This window comes from Streptomyces sp. NPDC001406 (assembly GCF_042895285.1).
In the GTDB taxonomy this organism is placed as follows: Bacteria; Actinomycetota; Actinomycetes; order Streptomycetales; family Streptomycetaceae; genus Streptomyces.
Genome location: NZ_JBIAWG010000008.1, coordinates 150,455 through 175,400 on the forward strand (window position 1 = coordinate 150,455; position 24,946 = coordinate 175,400).

The 24,946-nt window shown below is 69.6% G+C and carries 25 protein-coding genes and 3 pseudogenes; 8 read left to right on the forward strand and 20 right to left on the reverse strand.

Annotated elements, in window-relative coordinates; translation table 11 throughout:
- Positions 1 to 78 precede the first annotated feature (78 nt).
- The 7 genes from ACFY1J_RS20975 to ACFY1J_RS21005 form a co-directional block, all read right to left on the reverse strand.
- On the reverse strand, positions 79 to 1,191 hold the full coding sequence (locus ACFY1J_RS20975) for a S8 family peptidase (protein WP_390707872.1): 1,113 nt from the start codon (positions 1,189 to 1,191) through the stop codon (positions 79 to 81).
- 157 nt (positions 1,192 to 1,348) lie between these two features.
- The gene (locus tag ACFY1J_RS20980; RefSeq protein ID WP_390731651.1) at positions 1,349 to 2,194 is read right to left on the reverse strand and encodes an alpha/beta fold hydrolase; all 846 of its coding nucleotides are present in this window, start codon (positions 2,192 to 2,194) and stop codon (positions 1,349 to 1,351) included.
- A gap of 146 nt (positions 2,195 to 2,340) precedes the next feature.
- Positions 2,341 to 3,906 (reverse strand): alpha/beta fold hydrolase, encoded by a 1,566-nt coding sequence (locus ACFY1J_RS20985; protein WP_390731652.1) that lies wholly within the window; start codon positions 3,904 to 3,906, stop codon positions 2,341 to 2,343.
- Between the two features lie 89 nt (positions 3,907 to 3,995).
- Positions 3,996 to 4,334, reverse strand: coding sequence for a hypothetical protein (locus ACFY1J_RS20990; RefSeq protein ID WP_390731653.1), 339 nt, complete (start codon positions 4,332 to 4,334; stop codon positions 3,996 to 3,998).
- Positions 4,335 to 4,481: 147 nt separating this feature from the next.
- Positions 4,482 to 4,709 (reverse strand): DUF6434 domain-containing protein, encoded by a 228-nt coding sequence (locus tag ACFY1J_RS20995; protein ID WP_390707876.1) that lies wholly within the window; start codon positions 4,707 to 4,709, stop codon positions 4,482 to 4,484.
- Positions 4,706 to 4,978 carry a hypothetical protein gene (locus ACFY1J_RS21000; RefSeq protein ID WP_390707877.1) on the reverse strand — a complete coding sequence of 91 codons (273 nt, stop codon included), beginning with the start codon at positions 4,976 to 4,978 and terminating at the stop codon, positions 4,706 to 4,708. Before ACFY1J_RS21000 ends, ACFY1J_RS20995 begins: the two co-directional genes overlap by 4 nt.
- A gap of 5 nt (positions 4,979 to 4,983) precedes the next feature.
- Positions 4,984 to 6,396 (reverse strand): S28 family serine protease, encoded by a 1,413-nt coding sequence (locus ACFY1J_RS21005; protein WP_390707878.1) that lies wholly within the window; start codon positions 6,394 to 6,396, stop codon positions 4,984 to 4,986.
- Between the two features lie 288 nt (positions 6,397 to 6,684).
- Between ACFY1J_RS21005 and ACFY1J_RS21010 the strand changes: the two are divergent.
- Positions 6,685 to 6,945: pseudogene (locus ACFY1J_RS21010) on the forward strand (HAD family phosphatase); the annotation flags it as partial.
- A 73-nt stretch (positions 6,946 to 7,018) separates the two neighbouring features.
- Here ACFY1J_RS21010 and ACFY1J_RS21015 read toward each other — a convergent pair.
- From ACFY1J_RS21015 to ACFY1J_RS21025, 3 genes are read right to left on the reverse strand one after another with little or no spacing between them, the layout of a single operon-like run.
- Positions 7,019 to 8,047, reverse strand: a complete 1,029-nt coding sequence (locus tag ACFY1J_RS21015; RefSeq protein WP_390707879.1) for a hypothetical protein — start codon at positions 8,045 to 8,047, stop codon at positions 7,019 to 7,021.
- Positions 8,044 to 9,315: a CHAT domain-containing protein gene (locus ACFY1J_RS21020; RefSeq protein WP_390731654.1), complete on the reverse strand. Its 1,272-nt coding sequence runs from the start codon at positions 9,313 to 9,315 to the stop codon at positions 8,044 to 8,046. The genes ACFY1J_RS21015 and ACFY1J_RS21020 overlap by 4 nt, the downstream gene beginning before the upstream one ends.
- 16 nt (positions 9,316 to 9,331) lie before the next feature.
- The gene (locus ACFY1J_RS21025) at positions 9,332 to 10,453 is read right to left on the reverse strand and encodes an RNA polymerase sigma factor (protein ID WP_390731655.1); all 1,122 of its coding nucleotides are present in this window, start codon (positions 10,451 to 10,453) and stop codon (positions 9,332 to 9,334) included.
- 382 nt (positions 10,454 to 10,835) lie between these two features.
- Here ACFY1J_RS21025 and ACFY1J_RS21030 point away from each other — a divergent pair, with 382 nt between their 5' ends.
- Positions 10,836 to 11,723: a hypothetical protein gene (locus tag ACFY1J_RS21030; RefSeq protein ID WP_390707882.1), complete on the forward strand. Its 888-nt coding sequence runs from the start codon at positions 10,836 to 10,838 to the stop codon at positions 11,721 to 11,723.
- 84 nt (positions 11,724 to 11,807) lie between these two features.
- Here ACFY1J_RS21030 and ACFY1J_RS21035 read toward each other — a convergent pair whose 3' ends face one another.
- Positions 11,808 to 12,422 (reverse strand): TetR/AcrR family transcriptional regulator, encoded by a 615-nt coding sequence (locus ACFY1J_RS21035; RefSeq protein WP_390707883.1) that lies wholly within the window; start codon positions 12,420 to 12,422, stop codon positions 11,808 to 11,810.
- An 88-nt stretch (positions 12,423 to 12,510) separates the two neighbouring features.
- Between ACFY1J_RS21035 and ACFY1J_RS21040 the strand changes: the two genes are divergently transcribed.
- Positions 12,511 to 13,314: an SDR family NAD(P)-dependent oxidoreductase gene (locus ACFY1J_RS21040; protein ID WP_390707884.1), complete on the forward strand. Its 804-nt coding sequence runs from the start codon at positions 12,511 to 12,513 to the stop codon at positions 13,312 to 13,314.
- A 166-nt stretch (positions 13,315 to 13,480) separates the two neighbouring features.
- On the forward strand, positions 13,481 to 13,774 hold the full coding sequence (locus tag ACFY1J_RS21045) for a hypothetical protein (RefSeq protein ID WP_390707885.1): 294 nt from the start codon (positions 13,481 to 13,483) through the stop codon (positions 13,772 to 13,774).
- Positions 13,775 to 13,901: 127 nt separating this feature from the next.
- On the opposite strand, the gene ACFY1J_RS21050 is transcribed toward ACFY1J_RS21045, so the two are convergent.
- Positions 13,902 to 14,300 (reverse strand): hypothetical protein, encoded by a 399-nt coding sequence (locus ACFY1J_RS21050; RefSeq protein ID WP_390707886.1) that lies wholly within the window; start codon positions 14,298 to 14,300, stop codon positions 13,902 to 13,904.
- Positions 14,301 to 14,363: 63 nt separating this feature from the next.
- On the reverse strand, positions 14,364 to 15,305 hold the full coding sequence (locus ACFY1J_RS21055) for an ADP-ribosylglycohydrolase family protein (protein WP_390707887.1): 942 nt from the start codon (positions 15,303 to 15,305) through the stop codon (positions 14,364 to 14,366).
- 189 nt (positions 15,306 to 15,494) lie between these two features.
- Here ACFY1J_RS21055 and ACFY1J_RS21060 point away from each other — a divergent pair, with 189 nt between their 5' ends.
- Positions 15,495 to 16,067 (forward strand): dihydrofolate reductase family protein, encoded by a 573-nt coding sequence (locus ACFY1J_RS21060; RefSeq protein ID WP_390707888.1) that lies wholly within the window; start codon positions 15,495 to 15,497, stop codon positions 16,065 to 16,067.
- 46 nt (positions 16,068 to 16,113) lie between these two features.
- On the opposite strand, the gene ACFY1J_RS21065 is transcribed toward ACFY1J_RS21060, so the two are convergent.
- The 6 genes from ACFY1J_RS21065 to ACFY1J_RS21090 all read right to left on the reverse strand — a co-directional run bounded on the left by ACFY1J_RS21065 (position 16,114) and on the right by ACFY1J_RS21090 (position 22,159).
- The gene (locus tag ACFY1J_RS21065; RefSeq protein ID WP_390731656.1) at positions 16,114 to 18,246 is read right to left on the reverse strand and encodes a protein kinase; all 2,133 of its coding nucleotides are present in this window, start codon (positions 18,244 to 18,246) and stop codon (positions 16,114 to 16,116) included.
- A gap of 132 nt (positions 18,247 to 18,378) precedes the next feature.
- A complete protein-coding gene (locus tag ACFY1J_RS21070) occupies positions 18,379 to 18,957 on the reverse strand; it encodes a hypothetical protein (RefSeq protein WP_390707890.1) in 579 nt (192 codons plus the stop codon).
- 98 nt (positions 18,958 to 19,055) lie between these two features.
- Positions 19,056 to 19,493: a DUF1153 domain-containing protein gene (locus ACFY1J_RS21075; protein ID WP_390707891.1), complete on the reverse strand. Its 438-nt coding sequence runs from the start codon at positions 19,491 to 19,493 to the stop codon at positions 19,056 to 19,058.
- A 126-nt stretch (positions 19,494 to 19,619) separates the two neighbouring features.
- Entirely contained in the window at positions 19,620 to 20,213 is a 594-nt protein-coding gene (locus ACFY1J_RS21080) for a hypothetical protein (RefSeq protein WP_390707892.1), read from the reverse strand.
- A 563-nt stretch (positions 20,214 to 20,776) separates the two neighbouring features.
- Positions 20,777 to 21,031, reverse strand: a complete 255-nt coding sequence (locus ACFY1J_RS21085; protein WP_390707893.1) for a hypothetical protein — start codon at positions 21,029 to 21,031, stop codon at positions 20,777 to 20,779.
- A gap of 105 nt (positions 21,032 to 21,136) precedes the next feature.
- Complete coding sequence (locus ACFY1J_RS21090) at positions 21,137 to 22,159, reverse strand: glycoside hydrolase family 3 N-terminal domain-containing protein (RefSeq protein WP_390707894.1); 1,023 nt, start codon at positions 22,157 to 22,159, stop codon at positions 21,137 to 21,139.
- Positions 22,160 to 23,124: 965 nt separating this feature from the next.
- On the opposite strand from ACFY1J_RS21090, the gene ACFY1J_RS21095 reads away from it, so the two are divergent.
- Entirely contained in the window at positions 23,125 to 23,295 is a 171-nt protein-coding gene (locus ACFY1J_RS21095) for a hypothetical protein (protein WP_363297705.1), read from the forward strand.
- Between the two features lie 3 nt (positions 23,296 to 23,298).
- On the opposite strand, the pseudogene ACFY1J_RS21100 reads toward ACFY1J_RS21095, so the two are convergent.
- Positions 23,299 to 23,764: pseudogene (locus tag ACFY1J_RS21100) on the reverse strand (SDR family oxidoreductase); the annotation flags it as partial.
- A gap of 287 nt (positions 23,765 to 24,051) precedes the next feature.
- Here ACFY1J_RS21100 and ACFY1J_RS21105 point away from each other — a divergent pair.
- Positions 24,052 to 24,144 (forward strand): annotated as a pseudogene (locus tag ACFY1J_RS21105) (sugar phosphate nucleotidyltransferase); the annotation flags it as partial.
- 45 nt (positions 24,145 to 24,189) lie between these two features.
- Entirely contained in the window at positions 24,190 to 24,789 is a 600-nt protein-coding gene (locus ACFY1J_RS21110) for an acyltransferase (RefSeq protein ID WP_390708099.1), read from the forward strand.
- Positions 24,790 to 24,946: the final 157 nt, after the last annotated feature.

Below are 24,946 nucleotides of genomic sequence, written 5' to 3' on the forward strand. Positions count from 1 at the left end.
GGGACGGTAAAACCTACATGCGAAATCAGCGGCAGCGGCGTGGACGCAGCCGCCCTCATCCGGAGCGGCCGGCGCAGGTCAGAGGCCGCCGGTGTTGAGCAGGCGGTTGGGAGTGTCGGAGCGGACGCCGCGCACGACACCGCGGGTGGCCGTGTGGTCGAGCCAGACGTGGACCTGGTTGGCCGTGGCGTGCGGGTGTGCCGACAGGTACAGCGCGATCACGCCGGTCGCATGCGGCGCGGCCCAGGACGTCGCGCCGTCGTTCTCCGTGGTCGTACCGCCGCCGGAGAGTGCGGCGGTCACCTTCTGGCCGGGGGCGTACAGGTCCACGCACCGTCCGTAGCCCGATCCGTAGGAGCCGCCGTCGCTCCACACGCGGTCGTTCGAGGTGGAGGCCGCCACGACGATCGTGCCGGGGACGCCGGCCGGGGAGTGCTTGCAGGCGTCGTCATGGAAGTTGCCGGCCGACACCACCGTCGGGATCCCCGCGTCGACCATCTTCTTCACGGCGGACTCCAGGGCCGCCGACCGGTGGTCGAGGTTGAGCGACATGTTCACCACCGCAGGCTTCTGCGCGTGCGCGGTGACCCACTTGACCGACTTCACCAGCGCCGCCTCGGCCGCCGCCGGGGAACCACCGCCCTCGCTCTCGCACAGGATGCCCTGGACCCGTACGAGTTCCGCCTTGGGCGCCACACCGTACCTCGCCCCGCCGATGATGCCCGCGACGAACGTTCCATGGCCGGTTCCCGCCTCGCTGAAGCAGTCACCGGAGTCCTTCGGGCCCACGAAGTCGGCGCCGAGGTGGGCGCGTCCGCCGAACTCCTTGTGGGCGATGTCCATCCCGGTGTCGATCACGTAGACATGAACGCCCTTGCCCGTGGCGGTGGTGGTGAGCTTCCCGTTCAGCGGCCGCGACCGCTGGTCCAGAATGTCCAGGTTCCAGGGTACGTGCCGGGTGATGGGCGACGCCGCGGCCTGGGCGATCCCGGACAGCTTCCCCACGGCGCCGGGAGATGTCGGCGACGAGCCGGACGACGCCCCGTCCCCGGAGGGCGCCACGGACTCCCCCTTCCCGTGCGCGGGAAGCTTCCCGCCGCTCCCTCCGGCCGCCGCGCCGGCTTCCCCGCCGCAGGCCGAGGCCCCGAGCACCGTCGCCATGGCCACCACCATGAGACCGACCTTCGTCACTTTCCGTGTCACAACGCCCCCCGCGTTCCTGTTTTGTGCACAGTCAGCGCACAAGACGACCACAGGAGGCGGGCGGTTCCAGCCAGGTGTGCGAGTGGGTAGATGGATGGGTCGGTCGGTCCGTGGGTTCACGCCCTCGGCGTACTGCAGCCCGGATCTATTCTGCGGCCGTGTGTTCCAGAGTTGCGGAGACGATCGTCGTCCAGTCGGCTCGCTCGACCCCGTGACCGGCGTCCTTGAGAGTCAATAGCCTTGCCTCGGGGATCTGTTCCGCGAGTGCCTCACCGTGCCGGAGCGGGAACATCGGATCGGCGGTCCCGTGAATCACCAGCGTGGGCACGGCGATCGAGGACAAGGGCGCTTGCGAGAGCTCGCCGTCCGCAAGTGAGTCGTAGTTGCGCACCGCGGTGAAATCGTGCGCGCGATCGACGTCGCGACGGACAAGGCTGCGCGCGGCAGTCTCATCGAACGGGCGTTGACCGCCCGCGAGCACGCGCGCGTAGGCCACCTGGTAATCGATCACCGAGTCGGTATCCGACCGATCGACGTGCGCGTCCGAGACGAACCGCGTGAACTCCTCGGTCGGCGGAGGAAGCTCGCGGTCGCCGGGCACAGCGGAGGATGTACTGATCAGGATGAGTGAGAGGACGTAATCGGCGTAGTCGAGCGCGAGCCGCTGCGCGAGTGCCCCTCCGGCCGAGACACCCACGACGTGCGCTGCCGTGATCTCATGGGCGGCGAGGACACGGGCGGCGTCACCGACCAGGTCGGCGCCGGTGTATCCCGGACGGCCCGGCTCGTACGTGACCGATCGGCCGGTGTCGCGGTGGTCGTAACGGATCACGAAGCGCCCGCCCCCGGCGAGCATCCGGCAAAAGCCCTCCTCCCACCAGAGCATCGAAGCCCCGATGCCCATGATCAGCAGAATGGTCGGATCCGACGGGTCGCCGAAGGACTCGGTGCACAGCTCGATGCCATCCGCCTCGATGACGCGCTCGGCCATCGCTGCTTCTCCTCTCTCTTCCCCCCTTCCCCGCTCCCCCATAGTGCCCATGTGCCGAGGCAGCGGTCAGGCGGAAGCCCCAGCAGAAGAGTCCGTGCCGTCGCTGATTCGTCTGACTGGAGCGTTCCACGCAGTAGATCCGTGTGTCAGAAGCGGGGGACTTCCGGTGTGTGCTGTGGCGTCGGGACGATGCGCTGGTTCACGCCGGGGCTCTGGCGTCCGGACGTCGTGCAGGTGATGTCCTGTGCCGGGAGCTTTCCGTTGCTCAGGTAGGCGTTGATGGTGCGGTTGGCGCAGGAGCGCGGGTCTTCGGAGTAGACGCCGTGGCCCTCGCCGCCCTTGACGTACACCATGCGCGAGCCCTTCAGGGCGTGGTGCATGCCGAGGCCGCTGGTCAGGGGGGTCTGGGAGTCCCACTGGTTCTGGACGGTGAGCAGGCCGACGTTGTTGTCCACCGCGGTGACCGGCTCGGCCGGCCTGTCCCAGAACGCGCAGGGTGTGATGTTGGAGCCGAAGTCGCCGTAGAGCGGGTACTTGGCCTTGTCCCGGATCGCGTCGCGCCGGTACTGCTCGGGGTCACGCGGCCAGGCTGCGGTGTCGCCGCAGACAACGGTCCAGAAGACGGCGGAGCCGTTGTCGGCCGGCGGCTGGGCGGCGCGAGCCGCGGACCGGCGCGGTCCCTGCCGGTCGTCCGGCGCGGAGGAACGATGGGAGGGGGCATGGCCGTCGGCGGCCCTCTTTAGGTCGACGACCGCTTCGGCGGCAGACTTGGGCGTGAAGAACTCGGCGCGCAGGCCGGCGCGGATGTCGTCCCCGGTGCGCTTTTCGCCACCGACGTCGATGGGAGTGCGGTCGGCTCGGGCGATCAGGTCCCAGAACGTCTTCTTCACCTTGGCCGGGGTGTTGCCGAGTCGGTAGGTGCGGTGGCGCTGTGCGGTCCACTTCGTCCAGCGGGTGAATGCCGGCTCGGTGCCCTCCGCCCAGACCTGGATCATGCCGCGCCAGACCCGTGCGGGGTCTACCGCGCTGTCAAGGACGAAGCGATCGGTCCGCTCGGGGAACATCTGCGCATAGACGGCGCCCAGGTACGTGCCGTAGGAGTAGCCCAGGTAAGAGATCTTCTTCTCGCCCAGAACGGCGCGAATGACGTCCATGTCGCGGACGGTGTTACGGGTGGTGAAGTACGGCAGCTTGTCGCCGTTCTTGGCACGGCACTTGTCGGCCACGGTCCGGGCCCACTTGACGTCGCGGCTGAACGTTGCCGACCTGTAGGGGTGTTCGATGTTCTGCTGCGTGGCTGTGAGACCGCATGTGAGCGGGCTGCTGCGGCCGACGCCGCGTGGGTCGAACCCGATGAGGTCGTACTGCTCGCGGACCTTCTTGGGCATCGTGTCCTTCATCATGGCCGGCATGTCCAGGCCTTCGCCGCCCGGACCGCCGGGGTTGAAGAGGATCGCACCGTGCCGCTTGCCGGGGACACTGGTCTTCATACGGGAGATGGCCAGTTCGATCGTCTTGGAGTCGGGGCGGCTGTAGTCGAGCGGGACCTTGATCGTCGCGCACTGGAATGCAGCGGGCAGTGATGCGTCGCATCGGTGCCAGGCGGGCTTCTGGTTCTCGAATCTCTGCAGCGGTTCCGCCGCGGATGCCTGCGCCGGGGCGAGGGCGGGGATGAGAGTTGCCGTGACCCCCACGGCGAGCAAGGGCGCCATGCGTCCTATCCGCACGATGGCCGTACCTTTCTATCAACTTCTGTGACGGTACGACGATTTCGTGTCGGCGGTGGCCAGCGAATCCATCTTCAGGGCGGTCTTGCTCCGACTCCCGGCGTACTCAGAAACAGACGTGCGGATGAGAACCCAGACGGGCTGATTGCCATCCGCACCGTCCAACCCCCCCGGGTGCGGTTGCTCCGACTCTCGCCGCGGTCGCGTTTGACCACACGGCCGGCGACGAGAACCGTGTCGACCAGGCCGGGATGGCCGGCGGCGACGATCGTGCCGGCCGGGTTGTTGGCCGGGAACACGGTCAGGTCGTCGGCGCGCAGCAGGATCAGGTCGGCGTCCATGCCGGGCGTGGTGCCCGTTCGGGCGGCGAGCACGCACGCCCGAGCACCGTCGACGGTGGCGAACTCCAGCACGTCCCGGGACCGCAGTGCCGCCGTCCAGGCCACGCTGCACCACGTAGGCGGTGCGCATGGTGGCGAACATGTCGCCGCCGGCCGACGGACAGTCGCTGCCCGCGTCGGCGCAACGCCGAACTCGCCGCCCGGGTCGGCCTGTCGCCATCACCCTGCCTGCGGCGCGCGGTTGAACTCGAACTGCTCCTCGATCTCGCGGGGCCGGGCCGCGTCCAGGCGGGTGGCGTGCCAGTGGGCAACCGCGTCCGCCAGGGTCCGACCAGGATTCTGAGCGATGAACTTGCGCATGAAGGCGTCGAAGTGGAAGCCGGGGCCGATCACCTCGACGAAGTACCTGCGCAGAACCTGGTTGCACCGCTGACCGACCGGGATCACGGTGTCGCCGTCGACGGGCTCGGCCAACTGCGCGGTCGCCGGGTGACGGCGGGCCGGGGCGGCCGGCAGCGGCAGGTCGTCCAGGGCCGCGGCGAGCCGGCGGTGAGCGCTGCCTTGCCGCCGTGCCGCGCGACGCCCATCGTGCGCGCGAGACCGGTGAGCTCGTCCAGCGTCCAGTACCAGCGCAGCAGCTCGGCGCCGGTGAGGTCGGCCGTCAGGAGCGGCCTGAACTCGACAGCTGCAGTACTGGTGTTCGCTTTCTCTTCCACGGTCGTCATTCTGCCGTGTCTCGACGTCCCCCTCCAGGACGACCTGACACCCTCACCGCTCGCATCGACCGGGCCAGTTGCGGGCTCTCTGCCCAGCGGGTGAGCATGCCGACGGCCTCTGCACGGTCGGCGGGGGACAGCTCGGCGATCGCGGTGCTGTGGTTGGCGTCTGGGGCCCACAGGATGCGGGAGTCGCGGGTGCCGGGCCGGAAGGGCTCGGCGACGGAGGGGTCCTGGGCACCGTTGACGAAGAGAAGACGGCTGCCGTGACGGCGGACCCAGCGGTCGATGTCCGGCATGGCGTCGCGGTCGAAGCGCATCGGGATGTCGCGCGGGACGAACGTACGAGGCTCGACGGCGTTCGGATATCGCAGGAGGTCGGACAGATGCCGGGTGGGGAAGGCGAGGTACCCGAGCTGGGTGCCGAGTTGGTAGAAGTACGGGACGTAGTGCTGCAGGGCAGCGTCGGCATAGAGGGGCAGGCCCGTGATGTCGTCCAGCCACGCGTACAGCTCGTCGGTGTCGGCGTCCGGGCCGGGGATGGAGGCGAGGTCCGCGGCGGTGTTGCGCTGCCAGAACATGAACGGGGTGCGCAGGACGGCGATTTCGAGGGCCTTGTCGGCGCTGCCGACGATGCGGAACGCGGTGTTGCCGGCGGCGGCCCAGGCCTCGTAGCGGGCGACCAACTCGGTGCGGCGCAGCAGGGCCTGTCGCTGCACGGTCCGCAGAGCCTCGCGGCAATCGGCGGTACCCACCCTCTCCAGGAACCGCAGGTACGCGGTGTTGTCACGGTCGTCGACATTGTTCGGGGCGGAGTAGGCCACCGTGCCGTCCACGTCGTGGGGGTGGAAGCGGCGGTGGTAGACGCTGGTCATACCGCCCTTGCTGCTGCCGGTGGAGATCCACGCACCGCGGTAGAGCCGGCGGAAGAGGCGGACGACGCGGTGGTGGTCGTCGGCTGCCTGGCGGATGGTCAGCAGGGAGTGGTCGGCGTTCGCCGGGCGTGAGGTGCCGAAGAAGCGGTGCTCGACCTGGAGCTGGTTACCGCCCAGCAGCACGGTCGGTTCGGCCCGCCGGGGCGTGAGTACCGCCTCGTAGCCCGTGCTGAACAGGACGGTGGGGCGGTCGACGGAGGTGTGCAGCAGGGTCAGGCGCTGCTCGAACGTCCCGGCCTCGGGGTTCATGTGGTCGGCCGGCTGGCGCAGGCCGAGGACGAAGAAGCGGTACCCGGGCTCGGCGCCCTGCCGTTCCTCGATCACCCGCAGCCCGGGCAGGGCCTGCAGAGCCGTCAGAATGTCGTCGTCGCCGAGGCGGGTCCGGTGCCCCGTTACGGCCGCCGCGGGTGCGGCGGCCGTGACGGCGAGGCCCGCCGTTACGGCCGCCGAGGTCAGCAGGCGCCGTCTCGTCCACATGTGCATCGTGATTCCTCCCGAGCCACGACCACCGCGACGGCACCGGACCCGGAGCGGCGCAGCGGTCTCTTCCCTGACTGGCTGACCGTTCCAGTACAGCCGTCGGGCGCCGCGGCAAGATCCCGCGCCCGGGGGGACGGTCTCCCCCGGGCGGGGGAGATCGTCCCCCACGATCACTCCTCCGTCCGACACGGGCCGGCGACGCCGACAGGCAGGCCTCGTAACGGAACTGATGGAATGGGACTCCCCCGAAGTCCAGTCCCACGGGTAATGCTCGTGCCGAGCCGACCGGCAGCAGCACGCTCGGGACTCGACGCGCCCAAGGTCGAGGCGTTCATGTCTGATCTGTGGGCGGACCATCTGGGGACGTCGAACGAGGAACTCATCGCCTACGTGCGAGGACTGCAAGGAAGCTGTCGGCTGGGCATCCTGAGCAACAGCTCCCAGGCAGCGGGCATGCAGGGGCACCTGTTCGAGAACAACGCCCACACCCTCACGCGGATCGCAGCCCATCTGGATGCCGGGCCCCGAACTGAAGGGCGTCTCCCGCTGTGATGACGTCGACTGCTCGGCATTCATACCAGGGAGCGGCACAACTGCAGGAGCGTGCGCTGCTGACCGGCGCCGGTCAGCGCGAGTAGTCCGCGAGGGTGAGCAGCAGGTGGGCCGACTCCGCGCGCACGTGGTCGGAGTGAGCCCCCGCCGGATTGAGGCGGCGACCACGGACGTACACGTCGGAGGCGTCGACGTTGACGAAGCGGTGGTCGAGCGCCGTGAGCGGGTACCGCTCGTCGGGCGGCAGCAGACGTGTGGCGAAGACAGGCGTGGGTGCCGGACCAATCCCTGAATGTCCGATGCCGGCCTGGCGCTCGGCGCGCAGATGCCAGAACCCCGTCGCCCGGTCGTGACGGGAGTACGTGGCGACAACGGGGCCCCTCAGAGGAGCTCCGTCGTGCCCCTCACTCGGCAGGATGTACCGGAAAAGTGAGAGGAACGCGTCGCGCCCTGCGGCCATCTGGAACAACAGCATGCTGTCCGCAGTGAACGGGCGGGAAGGCAAGTGGCTCGCCGCGCTCCAATCGAGTGTGTCGTCGAGCCGAGCGTCCGCCGCCCACTGCACCGCCTCGCACAGGAACCGGCAACCGAAGGAGTGCCCGACAAGGTGGAGGTACTGCCCGTCGCGGTTGGCCAGCACGGGCGCCTCCTCAGGATCGGCGCGCTCGGCGTTCAGATAGCCGAGGAGTCCGCCCAGGACGTGCGCGGCATGTCCTCCCCCGTCGCGTGCGCCCATTGCGTGCGCCCGGTCCCGGATTCTGCGGTAGCCGGCAGGGGTGAGCGGGCTGGACGATGGCCAGCGCACCGCGACGCACCATGGGCTGAAGCCCTCGGCCGACAGGGCCGGATACCGGGCCGGGGCCGCCGCCAGGTTGCTGCGCGCCAAGGTCAACAGCCGTTCGACGGTGCGGCGGGCAGAGCGGGGTGAGGTCTGCCAGCCGTGGACGTAGACCAGGATGTCCGTCGCCCAGCCGGGCGGGGCGAGACGCTCCGCGAAGTACTCGCGCAGCCGGTGCTCGGGTACTGGCTCACCGGAACCCGCGTCGAGCAGCCAGCCGGTCTCGTCCAGGTCGACGGTCTCGACCTCGGCGACACGGCTCATGTCTCACCTCCGCTCGTCCGTTCCAGACTGGCGTCCATGCCGCAATGCAGTGCGTAGGCGAAACCAAGAGGGTTGCGGTACCGGGCGGCGAAGTGCCGGGCCAGTTCGTATGCGATTTGGCCGGCGGTCGCCTCGCCACGCAGGTATCGCGTAATGAACTCAAGTGCATACTCGGCGGCAAACGCCTGCGGCATCGAGATCTGAGGCCCGATCACACCCTGCGCACCGTGCTCGACAAGCATGCGTCCGAGGAACGCGCGGTCCGTGCTCGCCCCGGAGACTCCGGCATGACAGGCATTCAGTAGAACAAGCGGCCGGAAACAGCCGTGCCGATGGTCTGCCCGCAGTTCGCGTACGGTGTGGCCGTCAAAAGGGATACCGTCCGTGAGCCTGATTGCCAGGATGTGGGGTTCGGGCGCGTTGCCGATGAACTCGCCATGGCACCAGAAGTACATCAACTGCTCGTCCAGATCCGGGGTCCCGAAGTCGCGGACCAGATCCTCGTAGGTCGTCCGCACGATGCATGTCGTGCCCTCCGTCAATGCCTTCGCGACCTCGTCCGCCCGGGTGGTGCGGCCCACCCGGACATCATGGTTCAGGCTGACCGTGGGCCGCTGCGATGCCGTACGGGGCGGCCCGATCCACGCATACGCGTCGCCCGTGTGCTCGATCTGATGCCGATGGCCGAGGAAGCGGGCGAACAGAACGTTCAAAGGCGCCGCGGACGTGGTGGAGTCATCGGCCACACAGAGCATGGGCCAGGGCAGATGCAGATCGGAGTCGAACCTCACCCTTAATCCCTCGCGGGACAGGGCCGACCGCAGACACGTGCGGAACGTCTCGGTGCATGCGTCGTCTCCCCGCAGCAGAACGTCGAACAGCAGAGATTCCCCGCCGCGGGCCAGATGGGCCACTGCCCGGCGCAGTTCGTCCTCTGGTTCGGCACTGAGGTCGGCGACTGTTGCGTACGGGCGCCGCCGGTCCCGCAACGTCCGGCCTTGATCGTCGACCGGTTGGAAATCAACGAACATCTCCTTCCAGCGGGCGCACAGTCGAGCCGCCGCGCTGTGGACCTCATCGGGCCGGACACTCAGGTCGGTCTTGTGCTCGGTGCCCTGGAGCGCCGGAACGGACGCGCCCGACATCCGGGCCCGAATCCGCCCGCCGCCGAGGAGGTCGAAGCTGACACGGAGATCGGGCGGCTTCGTCTCCAGGTGCGGCAGGAAGCGAAAACCGTCGCTGGGGTCCTGGACGACCCGGGTGGTCAAAGTGCGGGGCACTGGGTCAGGACCTCCCCCTGCGCGGCCTCAACCATGGCTTCCCCGACCCAGTGGGTTCACGAGGCGCGATGTCGAGGTCCGTTTCCACCTGCTGCAGGACGATACCCGTGTCGTGGTGCAGAAAGGTGAACCGGATCCGGTGCGTGCCGGATTCCGCAGCCGTGACACGGAACTGCACGGAATCAACGGTCCCAGAGCCGTACGACATCGTGGCCGGCACAACCTCCGCAGCGCTCATCGGCTTAGCCACGACGTCCAGTGTGGGTCGGGCACCCGGGCGGGCCCAGGGATGCGCGGCCTCGGCCACGAGTTGCACAGCCAGGCGCACGGATGCCCCGGCACGGGCAACCTCATCCAGGAGCGTCAGGTGAACCTGACAGCCCGGCAGGGCCGACGGATCGGCAAACACCCCGTCGCCATCTGTGACCGGAGAGGGATGGGCTGTGCCACCCGTCATGACGTCAATCGGGTCCTGGGTCACCGTCTCAGGGCCATGCGGACAGCCACTGGGACGCGCAGACTGTCCGGAATCGACAGCGCCACTGCCGCCATTGCGGCCGGCAACGCTGTCCCACCGCGCATCGACGCGGGCTCGAAGGCGGCGTAGACACCGCTGACGCATCGGCCCGATGCTGCCCACCGCGAGGCCTGTCGCGGCGGACACTTCCGCGTAGCTGGGCGGCGGGGAGGTCATCAGAATGCGCAGCAACTGCCTGCACCGCGGCTCGAGTTGCTCGAACTCCTCCCACAGGGTCCTGATGCGATCAGCCTCGGCAGCACTTGATGCCGAACCGGGCCGCGCTTCCTCAGGGACGCGATCCCCGGTCTTGTGGTCACGCAACCTCGGATCGTCACGCCTTGGGCTCTTCAGCGCTTCCAGGGATTCTTGGCGCGCGGTGCCCGCGAACCAGACCCCGGCCTCCTCCGGTTCGGGGAAGTCCTTCAAAGTCACGACGAAGCGGAACCAGACCTCCAGGTAGACCTCCTCGCAGTCGGCGTCCGAGAGCCCATGCCCGCGTACGACGGCCCACACCAGCGGGCTGAACTCCTTCACGAGCGCGTCCCACGCCGCCTTGTCACCATCGGCGGCGGCCTCGACCAACACCCCGACAGCTGCACGGTCCATGGGCCCCACCCCTCCGTGTACGGTCAGTAATCGTACGCCCAGCATGGGGGCAGTTCAGCTCCGCACGCCAGAATCAGATGAACTCCCGACTCGCGCAGTTGATGACGCCGCGGAGAAGTTCGCGCGTCCGCACCGCATCACATGTGACAGCGAGGTACGGAACATGTCACAGGGCTCGTACCGACAGGTGCCGTCGCTTCCCTGGGAGCCCCACCGGATGGGATCTTTACCGGCCGAAGCGGCCCTCAGCGGGTCGCCGGGAGAAAACGGGGTGGACACCTTGACGCGCCAACAGCACAGCACCGAAAACGGCAGAACCGCCGGAAGCGCTCGGAGAATTCGCAGGACCGGCGCATTCGGCACAACGCGGCGCAGGGCGGCGGTGAGCGCCACGGCGCTCGCCATGGCCGTGCCGCTGACCCTCGGGGCCGCAGGAGACGCGGGGGCGGCCGGGGACCATCCGATCGTCTTCGCGCGCTACACCGCAACAGCGCTCATCGAAGACCTCTACGCGATCTCCCCCAGTGGCGGCACGCCCGTCCAGCTCACCCACACCTCCACCATCAGCGATGTGATGCCCAGTTGGTCTCCGGACGGCAAGCGGGTGGCCTTCGTCCGCTACGGATCCGGTGGCGCCATCGACGGCATCTGGACGATGAAGAGCGCCGGCGGCGACCTGAAGGCCGTCCCCGGCACCAAGGGCGCCTCCGACCCGGCGTGGTCCCCGGACGGCAAGCGGATCGCCTACGCCAAGCCCGTCGGCACCCAGCGCGAGATCTATGTGGCCGACGTCGACGGCACCCCGGCCACCCGGCTCACCCACACCGCCGCGGACGACCTCCATCCGACCTGGTCCCCGGACGGCAAGTACCTGGCCTTCAACCGCGCGGACGCGGCCGGGCACAGCAGGGTGATGCGGATCCGGCTGTCCACCCTGGCGCAGAAGGCCATCACCGGCGCCGCCTCCCACGACTGGACGCCCGACTGGTCGCACAGCAACCGGATCGCCTTCAGCCGCGTGGACTCCTCGGGCTTCGCCCGCCTCTACCTCGTCCGCCCCGACGGCACCGGACTGCACCGCATCACCGCCGCCCGCCTCAACGACAAGAACCCCTCCTGGTCCCCCGACGGCAGCCGACTCGTCTTCACCAGAGGCGGGGCCGACGACGGGGACCCCGAACACCTCTACCTGGTACGGGCCGACGGCACCGGACTGACCCAGCTCACCAAGACCGACTCCCATGACCTGGAGGCGGACTGGCGCCCGTAAGACGGCAGTCGGCGACCGGTCTCGTCCTCATCCCGTACGGACTCACCGACCCCCTCCCCGCAAGCAAGCAAGCGGATGCGCGCCTCAGCCGCTGTCCCGCACCGCCGCGAGGCATTGGTCGTAGAGATCCGCGAGGTCGAGGCGTCCGTCGTGCTCGGCCCAGAGCTCGGTGGCCGTGTCGACGCAGGCGAAGACGGTCGCGACGATCGCCTTGGCGCGTGGGTCGACGGCCGGTCCACGCGCCCCGCCGGCCGTCTGGTCGGGGCCGGGACCGGGGCCCAGGCGGGCCTGGACGACCGGGACGAGGTCGGCCTGCCAGCGCAGTCGCTTCTCGACGTAGCGGGCGCGCAGCGAGGGGGTCGCGAAGATCAGGCGGGACAGCTCCAGCACCCGTTCCGGGGTGTGGTTGGCCGTGAGGACGACCTCGAATCCGGCCCGCAGGGCATCCCAGGGGGACACCTTCGCCGGCTGTCGCTCCACCGTCTGCTTCAGCAGCTCGCCCAGCGCCTCCTGGTCCCCGCAGACCAGGTCCTCCTTGGTCCCGAAGTAGCGGAACAGGGAGCGCTGCGAGATCCCCGCCTCCCGCGCGATCTGCGCGATCGTCGTCTGCTCGTAGCCCTGCTCGGCGAACAGCCGCAGCGCCGTGTCCAGGATCGCCTGGACAGCGGCCTGCCGCGTTCGGTCCCACAAGGTCGTCATGAGGCCCAAGGCTACCGCCCCTCTGGACAGCAGCCGCCTACTTGGCATTAACTGCCAGGTGGGCAGTGACTGCAATGAGGAGAGGGTCATGACAGCGGTCGACTACGCAGGCCAGACCACCCTGATCACCGGTGCCAGCGCAGGCCTCGGCGCCGAGTTCGCCCGCCAACTTGCCGCCCGCGGCTCCGACCTGGTGCTGGTCGCCCGCCGCAAGGAGCGCTTGGAGGAGCTGGCCGCCGAGTTGCGCGCGCGTTACGGGATCCAGGTGCATGTACTGGCGATGGACCTCGCCACCGGCAACCCCGGGCAGGTGCTGGCCGAGCAGCTGGGGCGGCTCGGCCTGCCTGTCACCAGCGTGATCAACAACGCCGGGTTCGCCGGGTTCGGCCCCTTCCACGAGGCACATCCGGACCGGCTGCGCCGCGAGATCGCCGTCGATGTGACCGCGGTGGCGGACATCAGCCGCGCCTTCATCGGGCAGCTGCGGACGGCGGGCCGCGGGGTGCTGGTCAACGTGGCGAGCATGGCCGCCTACCAGCCCAACCCCCGCATGGCGCTCTACGGGGCGACCAAGGCGTTCGTGCTGAGCCTCACCGAGGCGTTGTGGGAGGAGTCCCGCGGCACCGGTCTGCGGGTGCTGGCCCTGTCCCCCGGCGCCACCCGGACCGAGTTCTTCGACGTCGTCGGCACCGAACGGGCCGCCGGCGGGACCAGGATCGCCTCGCCCGTCGATGTCGTCCGCACCGCCTTGGCCGCCCTCGACCGCAGGAACCCGCCGCCCAGCGTCATCGCGGGACGCATGAACCGGCTGATGGCCTTCCTCGCCCGCCGGCTGGCCACCCGACGACAGGTCATCCGGGCCGTCGGCCGCCTCACCGCCGAGGGGACGTGACGCGGGCGTACGCCCTCGGACGCGCGCATGCGGACGTCGGGAGCGACCGTGTCGCCACCCTGTCCTAGTGAGCCGGCCGACGAGCGGTGGCCGCTTCTCATGCCGCTCGGTCGTGGGCGTCGATCCGATACGGCGCACGACGCTCTTGAGTGACACGATCGGTGCTATGGGCACCGAGACGGACTGGGCGTACCGGGTGTTCGAGCCGCACGGCTCGGAGGGATGGCGCCCCTACGGCAGCGAACCCGAACGGTGGCAGGGCACCATCACCGCCGACGATTCGAGCGAGGGCCCTCAGTACGCTCTCTCGCTCGTCGTCGCCGACCTGATGAGCGAGTGGAAGGCGCGCGGCCTTCACCGAGCGAAGCACGTGCGGGTCTGCCTCTGGCGCGACGAGGTGGGCGAGGTGGAGGACGCCGACGCCATCGTCGAGGTCCGGCCGAACATCGACGGCGAGTGACCGGCGGGCCTCTGATTCCGCAACGAGGGGCTGCCGCACACGCACCATGCACTACTTCGGCACCGATCGCCCCACGCCGGGCCAGTTCGAGGAGTTGCTCGCCCGGGCTCATGCGGCAGGCGGTGGATCAGCCGTTGGTCCGGTACGGCTGCAGGAGGGTCCACAGCAGCCGTTGGGCCGCGGCAACCGCATGGTCGGCGTCGGCTCCGTCCATGCCCAGGACCGGATCCAGGCCCTGCACGTGCGGCGCGAGCGCCAGGTGAAGGAGCAGAAGCAGCATCAGTGAGAGCAGGGCCTCGGTGTCGGCGCCGTCGTCGAGCCGCCCTGCCGCGGCTCCTTTGTCGAAGAGGGAGCGCACGACCGCGAGGTAATGGCGGCTGACCGCCGCGCGGACGGCGGCGCGCGCGGTCGGGTCGGGTTCGAGGTTGGCCGCTGCGGTCAGGGCGCGTTCACGCGGATGCTCGTAGAAGTAGCGCACCCAGAACTCGATCAGCGAGTCGAGCGCCCCTGCCCAGATCGGACTCACACCCGTCTGACCCAGCGCCCAGCGCCCAGCGCTCCTCGCGCACCGCCTCCGGCCCGCCTCACCTCATCCCGCTGAGCCCGTTCCGCGTTCCACGCTGCCGACCCAATCGGGCAGTGGTTCGCGACGCTCCAGCCACGTCCGGGGGATCCCGGCCAGGCCGGTTCGTGCTGCGACCGTGCCGCCCGTGATGGCGCAGGTGGTGTCGACGTCACCGAACCCTTCCGCGGTGGTCCACAACGCGTCGACGAGACTGTCGAGGTGCCGGGCGGCGGACCACAGCGCGAACGGTACGGTGTCGCTCGCCCGGATCCGCTGACCGTTGCCCAGGATGTCGGCGGCCCGCCACGGGGGCGTGGCCGCGGGCACGCCGACCGCCTCCTGCAGGCCGTCGCGGACCGGCCCCGCGGGCGTGCGCTTAGCGACCTGCCGCAGCAGCTCCGGCCCCTGCGGTGCAGGCTGCTTCCGGCTGCGCGCGGCCAGGGCGGACGCCACTGCCACGGCCACCGCGCCCGCGACACCCTCCGGGTGGGCGTGTGTGACCTCGGCGGAGAACGCGGCCTGCTCGGCCACTTCCTCCAGGTCGTCGCAGAACCACGCGCCCAACGGCGCCACCCGCATCGCCGCCCCGTTGCCGAGACTGCCCTGGCCGCCGAAGAGGCCGCGCGTGTGGACACGCCAACTCGACGGCCGTTCACCAAGCTTGGGCAGCAGTTCATGCATGCCGTATCCGTAGCCGCGGGCGGCGTCGGCGAGGTAGGTCGCGGCGAACGTCGCTGCCAGGTCGTCCTGGTGAACCGCGCCGTGCGTCTCCAGGACTCGGCAGACCGAGAGCGCCATTGCCGTGTCGTCGGTCCAGTGCCACGCCGACTCCTCTGGCGTCCGGCGCTCCTGGATCGCTTCGAAAGCCTCCGGAGCGGGACGGAAGCGCGGAAACCAGCGCTCCCCGAAAGCGTCCCCGAGGGCCAGGCCCTCCAGGGAATCACGGGCGGCATCGGAAAAGATCATGGCTGCATGCTGCCAGCGCGCCCCGCCCCCGTGCACCCGGATTCCCGACCATCCGACAACTCAGTTTTCCTTGACAAATTTTTTTGTCGGAAGGATGCTGGGAGCGTGCCGCAGGCACCGCCCGGTCATCGGACTGCACCAGAAAATCCGGACACAAGACATCGGACACAAGACATCAAGGAAGCCAGGATGCGTACTCTGATCAGCACTGCCTTCATCTCGCTCGACGGCGTCGTCGAGGCGCCGGGCGGCGAACCCGGTTACCGGAACGCCGGATGGACCTTCAAGGACGTCGAGTTCCTCCCCGAGGCGTTCGAAATCAAGGGGCGGGAACAGAAGGAAGCCACCGCGATCCTGCTGGGCCGGGTCAGCTACCAGGCGTTCAGCCCGGTGTGGCCGGACATGGAGGAATTCGCCGACTACAAGACGATGCCGAAGTACGTCGTCTCCACCACCCTGACCGACGCCGACCTGGTCTCGAACTGGGGCGAGACCACGATCCTGCGCTCGATCGACCAGGTCGCCGCCCTGAAGGAGACCGACGGAGGCCCGATCATCGTCCACGGCAGCGCCTCCCTGAACCACAGTCTCTCGGACGCGGGCCTGATCGACCGCTACCACCTGCTGGTCTTCCCGCTGCTGCTCGGCGCGGGCAAGCGTCTGTTCAGCACCACGGACAAGGACACCCAGAAGCTGAAGCTGGTCGAGCACGACACCTACGCCAACGGCCTGCAGAAGCAGGTCTTCGACGTCGTTCACTGACAGTCCTGCCCTGACAAGCGCCGGCGCCCGTGACCGTGCCCGTGGCTCAGCGCCAGGAAGGGTGGCCCTCCGGCGTGCTGCCGGTGGTGAGCTTGCGGTCGCCCGTACCGTCGGTGCGGATGGCCCAGACGGCCGGTTGGTCGAAGGGCCCCCGGACGAAGGCCACCCACTTGCCGTCCGGTGACCAGACCGGGTCCATCTCCTGGGCGGAGGTCTCCACCAGTGCCCTGTCCCCCGTGCCGTCGGTCCTGATGATGTGGATGTCTCCCCCTGTCCCCACGCCGGGCGCCCCAGCGGTGTAGGCGAAGTACTTGCCGTCCGGGGACCAGACGGGGTCGAGCGCCCGCCGGGACTGGTGGGTCACCTGCCGGGGTTCGCCGCCCGGCTGCGACGGATCGACGAGGTGGATCTGCCAGCCGGACGTCTTCTGCAGACAGACGGCGATGTGCTTGCCGTCGGGGGACCACGCCGGGTCCTCAACCTTCCCGGTGCCGGTGGTCAGTTGCTGGGCGGAGCCGTCCGAGACGTTCACGACGAACAACTGCTGTACGCCGTCCTGCCGACGTAGAACGGCCAGTTGTCTGCCGTCCGGGGACCAGGACACCCGGCCGCCCGAGATGGCGGCAATGCGGCGGACGCCGGTGCCGTCCGCGTTCGCCGTCCAGACAGCCGATTCCTGCCCGGTCTTGCGTGTGAACGCGATCGACTTGTGGTCGGGGGACCACTGCGGGAGGACGTCGCATGTGCCGTCGATCAGTTGTTTGGGGTTGTCCGTGGTGGAATCGCGGCGACCGATCACGCTGTGGCATGTCGACGTCGACGATCCGGGGGCCGTGTCCAGCCGGACGAGCAGCGGGGCGTCGGGAAACGCCGCGGGGGTCGCTCGCCGGGGCGACGAGCCACCCTTGGCATGGTCGCCGGTCTTGCCGGAACCGGCCCAGGGCTGCCACACGAGCAGTCCCGCGGTGGCCGCCGCGGCCAGCAGCGCCGCCACGGCGACGACCGCCCCGCGACGGCCGCGCCGCTCCTCGGCACCGCCCACCGGGCCGGGGCCACCGGACGGGAAGGAGCCGCCGGACGGGAAGGAGCCGCCGGACGGGAAGGAGCCGCCGGACGGGACGGGGCCGCCGGTCGGCGGTGCAGGGGCAGGTCTGAAGGTGGGCGCGGGCCCGAAGCCGGGGCCGGGCGGTGGCTGGACGGTCCGGGGGTGGGAGGCCACGGCCGTCCCCTCGGCAACCGTCGGTGGGGCAGCCATGGTCGTGCGCGGGTCGGTGGGCGCGGTTGTTGGGCGCTCCGGCGTTGCGACGTAAGCCGCCGGGACCTGGCCCCGTACGAGCGCGGTCGCCTCCGCGGGCAGCCAGACACCGTCCGACGGATGGTGGACCGTCAGGTGATTCAGGAACTCCGCCGGACTGGGCCGCTCCCGCGGGTCCTTGGCCAGGCAGGCCGCGACGAGTCCGCGCAGTTGGCCGGGGACGCCCGTGAGGTCCGGTTGTTCGTGGACGACGCGATAGTGCCGAACCGCCGACGCCCCGTCGCCGAAGGGAGCGGCGCCCGCCGCCTGGCCGAGCACCACACCCAGGGCGAACATGTCCACCGCGGGAGTGAGCGTACCGCCGGTGAGCTGCTCCGGCGCGAAAAAGCCGGGGGTGCCGATCTGGAACCCGGTCTGGGTGAGGGCCGTACCGTCGAGGGCCCGCGCGATGCCGAAGTCGATGACCCGAGGGCCGTCCTCCGCGATGATGATGTTGGCGGGCTTCAGGTCGCGGTGGATGACCCCGGCCTGGTGAATCGCCCCCAAGGCCTCGGCAAGGCCGGCAGCCAGCACGGTGAGCGTGTCCACGGGCAGGGGACCCACCCGGTCGAGCACGGCTTGCAGAGTGGGTCCGGGCACGAAGGCCGTCACCAGCCAGGCCGGCTCGCCCTCCGGGTCGGCGTCCACGACCGGTGCGGTATGAAAGCCGCCGACGCGACGAGCCGCGGCCACTTCGTCGGCGAACCTGCGCCGAAAGCCCGGTTCCGTGCTCAACTCCGGCCGTACGACCTTGACGGCCACCGCCCGGCCCGACCGCGACCGGCCGAAGTAGACGACGCCCATCCCGCCTTGGCCGAGCCGGCCGACCAGCCGGTACCTGCCCTCCCCGACAGAGGCGGGATCACCCGCTTCGAGCGGCCTCATGACTCCCCCATCTCGCTCCTCCGGCGTGGCTTCGGGAACTCCTTGCCCCGCCCCCGGTGCCCGCCGAGCGGCCTGCCATCAGCCGCAAAACTCCCCAATCCCGGCCACCTTGTCGGCCCGTGGCGACGGGTGTCAACCGCTGCCGCCGGTGCCGCCCTTACCGCCTGTGCCGCCGGTCTCGCAGCCGAGGCCGAGGCAGATCCCTCCGGTGCCGCCCTTACCGCCCTTGCCGCCGTCGCCGGTGCCCACCGCGACCCCGCCAGTCCCGCCGGTGCCGCCGTTCGCGCTGCCGCCGCAGATCCCTGCACAGATGCCGCCCTTGCCCCCGATGCCGCCCTCACGGCCCGGTGCGCCGGTCGTGCCGGTGCCGCCGTTGGCGCTGCCCTCGCACAGCCCGGCACAGATACCGCCCGTGCCGCCGTTGCTTGCGTTGACGGTCCCGTTGCAGCTGCCCGCACACACCTGGTCGCCGATGCGAAGGCTGCCGTTGCCCACGGTGACGGAGCCGAACGAACCGCTGCCGAACTGCCCGCCGCCACCCGGCTGGGTGCCTTCGGCCGGAAGCTGCCGGGCGGCAGCCGTCGTGGCCGTAGGACTCTGCGGCATCGGTGCCGCCATCGCGGTCGGCGCCATTGCTCCGGCCGCCAGACCAGCGGTCAGGGCCGTGGAGACGGTGAGTCCAAGACGGGCCTTCCAAGAATGCACACGCATGATGTTTCCCTTTTCCAAGAATTGTTTTCCGTTACGAGAATTCGGGACTCGAGAGGAACGCCCCGACCCGCATCGAGTCGGGGCGTCCGGTATGCCTCTCAGGAGCCGAAGAGGGAATTCAGGTTCAGCAGCGCGGCCCAGTCACCGTCGCGGGCCTGCTTGACCCAGGTGTCGATCTCCTTCTCCGAGATCTTGTACTTCTTGGCGACGTCGGACTTCTTCGCGTGCCCGGACTCCACGATCAGCACGATCCGTAGCTTGTCCACGGCCGTGAGCTCGGACTTGGGTTTGTCGGGCAGGTCGCGGAGCGTGAAGCAGCCGCGCCCGCCGGGCTTGCCCGGCTCCCCCGGCTCACCGGGCGCACCGCCCTTGCCGCCCTTCCCGCCCTCGCCGCAGTGGGCGTGGTCGGCCGAGGCCACCTGGCTGACGCCCGGGGTGACACCCGGCGACGCCTGGGCGGCACACGCGGTGCCGGTGGCGAGGGCCACCGAGGCCACCGCCAGCACGAGCGGGCGCCGCCAGCGAATTCTGGACATGGGGTTCTCCGTTTTCCTTGAGCGAGGATGTGGTTCTGCGGGCGCTGCGTCGGCTTGCCCGACTCCGCTCGCGTTGATCAATGGGGGCGGAGGCCGTACGGGCCCCCGCCCCACCGGGTGGAGCGGTCAGAAGATGCTGCCGCCCCCGGCGCCACCGCCGCCGCCCTGGCCGCCGAACAGAACGCCGAACCCACCGACGCCGCCCTTGCCGCCATTGCCGCCCTGGAAGATGCCGAATCCTCCGTTGCCGCCCTTGCCGCCGTTGCCGCCGATGACACCGTCGCCACCGCCACCACCGCCGCCGCCGTTGCCGCCGAACAGACCGGTGCCGCCGTTGCCCCCCTTACCGCCGTTGCCGCCGATGACACCGTCGCCACCGCCGCCACCGCCGCCGCCACCACCGCCGGCCAGGATGCCGTTGCCGCCATTGCCCCCGTTGCCGCCGTTGCCGCCGACACCCAGGACGCTGCCACCACCGGAGCCACCGGAGCCACCGCCGCCGCCGATCAGGCCGCCGCCCCCGTCACCGCCGGCACCGCCGGCACCGCCGCCGTGGACGAAGCTCACGACGCCCGTGGCGGGCATCGGGGCGGCGGTCGCGGCGGACGCCGGAAGGACGATGCCCCCGGTGATCACCGCGGCCGAGGCGACGAACGCCGCGAGGCGGAAGCCCCGGCGCTTGGGACGGCCGTTGTTCTGCGTGTGAAAAATGCGGGTCATAATTTCTCTCCTACCGATCAAGGCGTTCTTGCCATTCCTTTGCGGATTTCCTTTCCGGATTTCCTCTCCGGTGAGGACCGCACTTCAAGTACGCCCCATCGGCGTCACGCGGTCACGTTCCGATGAGTCGTGACTTGACCGCACGGGATCGATCGGGTAAAAGCCCGCGGCAGCTGGGGTTCGGTCCTGAGTGTCACGAAGCTGCGGAGGAGACCGTGACCGGTGAGGAGTTCTGGCAGTCGCTCTTCCGGCCCGCCCCGCACTTCGAGCGGATGATCCGCAGCGGGCTGCCGATGCCGGAGTTCCTCTACCGACGACCCTGACGGGCTCCTCGACGCGCTGCGCGCGGCGGTGGTCCCGTGGCCCGAGCGGACCGCCGGCGAGCACCACCAGGCGCTGTTCGACCTGCTCTGCGCACGGTTCGGACGGACCGCCATCGTGGAGCGCTCCGGCTACTCGACAGGCTGGGCCCAAGGGCTACGGGCCACGTTCCCGCACGCCAGGTTCGTGCACATGTTCAGAGACGGACCGGACTGCGCACTGTCCATGAGCCGGCACCCTGGTTACGCACGATCTCCCTGCTGCGCGAGATCAAGGCACGAGCCGGCATCGACAGTTTCGCCGACCTGACCGCCGAGCACGTACGCTCCCTGCTCGGCGATCTGTCGCCGCTGCTCGACGAGCGCTTCGATCCCGCGCTCGTACGCGACCGGGACCTCGCCCTGCGGACGTTCGGCGCTCTGTGGTGCAAACTCCTCACCGAGGGAACTGAGTTCCTGAGCCAACTGCCCGTCGGCCGGCGCACCACGCTTGCCCATCCGGCCGCTGAACTCGACGAACTGAGGGAGAGTTGCGCCGCGGGCACCCTCGTTCTACAGGGGCAACGCAGCCGGTGACCGAGCGGCTCTCGGCAACCGCCGCTGTCAGCCGCAGTACAGCAAGCCCGCCTTCTGCTTGGCGGCCAGGATGCGGTGGACGCTCTGGTCAACCTGCGCACGGAAGGTCGCGTCCTTCGCCATCCGGATCTGTACGGCCTTGGCCATGGCCGGGACCAGGTTCGGTTCGACGGTCAGGACCAGGTCTCCGCCGGACGACAGGAAGTTCAGGGCACGGTTGGCCGGGGACACTGCCTTCACCGCCACCGCGTTCCCGAGGTCGTCCGAGATCACCACGCCCTTGAAGCCGAGTGTCTTGCGGAGCAGTCCCTGGATCACCGTCGAGGAGAACACGGCCTGATGCTTCGGGTCGATCTTGCTGTACGTGGCCAGAGAGATCATGACGAAGGGTGCGCCCGCCTTGATTCCCGAGCTGAACGGGGTGATGCTCGAACTCTTGCTCGTCGTCACCGAGTCCACCACGTTCGCCGTGGTGTCGGTGTTGCCGCGGACGTGGCCGAGTCCCGGGAAGTGCTTGAGCGTGGCCAGTACGTTGGCTTGGGCGAAGCCGGCGGCGAACGCGTTGCTGTGGGGGGTCACCGTCGCGGCTGTGTGGCCGAACTCGCGGTCGTACCGGCCGATCGGTGCGTTGTTCCTGCCCAGACTGGCCGGGACGACATCGGCGACGGGCGCGAGGTTCAGATTCACCCCGGCCGACTTGAGCTGCTTCGCCCATGTAGTGGCCTCGCTACGGAGCTTCGAGGTCGACCAGGTTCCCTGCACCAGTGCACTCGGCATGTTCGAGAACCCGGGGCCGGACAGCACTTGCACCTTGCCGCCCTCCTGGTCGGTGGAGACCAGCAGGCCCACGCGGTGCCCCGACACGGTGTCGGCCTTGGCCTGAAGACTGTCGACCAGGGTCTTGGTCGCCTTCGTACCCGCCGTACTCCGTCCGGCCAGGAAGACCGACCCGACGTGGTATTGGCGCAGAACCTGAATCCGGTTCTGGTCGGGGTTCGAGGCGGCGACGGCGCCCATGAAGAGCTGTCCGACTCTTTGCGGCCCGGTCATTGCTCCGAAGACCTTATCGACGCAGGTCGCCGTCGCGGTCGTACTCCTCGTCGGCGAAGCGGGTGCTTCCGATGCGACCGCAACGTGCGAGGGATAACCGCCGCCCAGGCTTGCGCCCGCCAGCGCAAGCGACAGCAGCGGGACAGGCCAGACTGCCCTCTTCCCTCTCGGACCATGGGATGGTGCCTGCCGCGATCTCATGCGGAGCCCCTTCCGGTACGCCGATCACGAACCGGGCGCCCCTTGCCCAGCCGTCGACGGCGGTCACGCAGCCACTACGACTAAACGTACATCCATCCGAGCGCGTTCGCCTCTGCGGTCGCGGACTTGGCGCATGCGGCACAGGGACGCCGCACAGGCCACGTCGGTGCGGGAGCTCCGGTAGTCCGGCTCTGGCCAACTCGGCGTCCAGGCAGTGGAGATCAGGCCGAACAGTGGGTGCCGCACGTCGCGACGGATGCGGTCCAACTTTCAGCGGCGGGACGGCGGGAGCTCCGGCAGATCATCCGATCACCGCCGCAGAGGAACGGCGTTCCGTCTTGCCACGTACGGTGTGATCGGCTCGGGCCACAAGGAGCTGACGCCCCGCCTGGTGACGGATCTCGCCGCCCTGTTGGGGACCGACGCCCTCGAACTGGCCGCCCTGACCGGCGTCTTCCTACCTGCAACGCCGACGTCTCCGACCCCGCAGGCCATGGACGCGGCGGCGCTCCTGCGGGAGGCGCGGCGTCCGGCTGTGGCCCAGGTACGACACGTCTCCGAGCCGGCGCGCTCGACGGCGGCCAGGCGCTTGGCCCCCGCGTGGCCCGCCATCCCGGGACCGGCGGGCCGGCACCTCGCAAGGCGCCGACGCGGGGTAAGCGGAACCTACGCCACCGCCGACCGAAACGGAAGCCCCCTTTCCCCTTGACCCTCAACCTTCGCAGACGCAACCTGAACCCCACGCGTCGCAAGGGAGCCCCCCCATGAGCCGAGCCACCGCCACACACCGCGTCGTCGAATACTGGACGGACACGGACACCCACGTGATCTTTCCCGTCGCACGGAACGAAGAAGTCGACCGCATGAGCGACGAGCAACTGATCTCGAAGTACGGGGACCCCGCAGACGGGGCGGTTGCGCGCATCGTCCGCTAGGCACGCGGCGGACAGCAGGAAGGCGGCACTCCGGCCGGACTCGTCCGGGGTTCCGTAGCGACGCAGAGGGAGCCGGCGGTCGCCCGGGCCCTGGCGGCATCGGGGTCGCCGCTGCGCGCGTCGAGCTCGCGCACCTGGTCGGTTTCGATATGGGCAGGCACGAGGCCGACAACACGTATACCCCTCGGCCCCAGCTCATTCGCCAGATTCTTCGCATAACCGGCCAGGCCCGGCCGCAAGGCATTGGAGTTCGCGAGGCCGGGAATCGGCTCGTACACGGAGTTGGAGAGGACGAGGCCGCCAACTCTGTTCAGCACCCCGTCCAGCCGCTTGAAGGCGTCGCGAGCAGCGCCGATCAGCCGGTCCGGAGTCCCGGTGCCGGCATTGTCCGCCACCACACCGACCACCTGCCCAGCCCGCGGCCGCCACCGGTGACGATGTGCACCCGGTCCTTCAAACCAAAGTCCATGGCTGCCGTCTCCTCTCCGATCGTGCCGACCGAACGACCTGCCCGTCGCGGAGTGTGGTTGGTTCGGTGCCGACGGTGGCGCCTGCCATGGATCCACGGCCCGCGCCGACGGCCTGGCCCAAGGCCAGGAGCGGTCAGCGGAAGTGCCACTGGGCGCCGCACACCATATTTCGCATGAAATTCGTTTGGGTGCACAGTGCACGCAACGCTGCCCGCGGCTGTCCGGAACCGACCGTACGTGCACGGAATCTCTTCGTCCACGAGTCCCCCGTAAGTAGGGTGATCTCGTGAAGGCGCTCCTGTTGTCAGGTGGCTCAGGTACCCGTTTGCGCCCCATCACTCGTACATCGGCGAAACAACTTGTACCGGTCGTGGGCTCCTCCACCTCGATCGCCGACGACTGGCGCGAAGAAAGGTTCAGCCCGATGAGCTTCAGGATCCAGCCGACCGCCCAGGTCGACGAGAGCGCCGCGATCGGTGACGGGACGACGGTCTGGGATCTGGCCCAGATAAGGGAGGACGCCCGCCTCGGCAGCGGATGCATCGTGGGCCGGGGAGCGTATGTCGGCCCGGGGGTGCGGATCGGCGACAACGTGAAGCTCCAGAACTACGCCCTGGTCTACGAACCCGCCGTGCTCGGTGACGGGGTGTTCGTCGGCCCGGCCGCGGTGCTCACCAACGACTACTTCCCCCGCTCGGTGGACCCGCAGGGCCGGCTGAAGCGCGGTGGCGACTGGGAGGCCGTGGCGGTGGAGGTGGCCGAGGGGGCATCGCTGGGGGCCCGTTCGGTATGTGTGGCGCCGGTGCGCGTCGGTCGTTGGGCGCTGGTCGCGGCGGGTGCGGTGGTGACCCGGGACGTGCCGGACTTCGCGCTCGTGGCGGGTGTTCCGGCGCGCCGGATCGGCTGGGTCGGCCGGGCCGGCGCCCGACTGACCGAGCGGGAAGGCGAGTTGGGCGCATGGGAGTGCCCCGAGACGGGCGCGCTGTACGACGAGAAGGACGGCGAACTCGTCGAGCGCGTATGACTCCCTGATTTCTCCCAAAACGCCACTCCTCGAACATCCGCATGCATAACATGTGTGCGAACTGTGCAGACCTAGCACAGTGAGCACGCAAACCGGTCGTGCCCAGGGGGGGTTGCCGGGTGGGGACACCTGTGCCCGAGGCCAGGAGTGACAACCG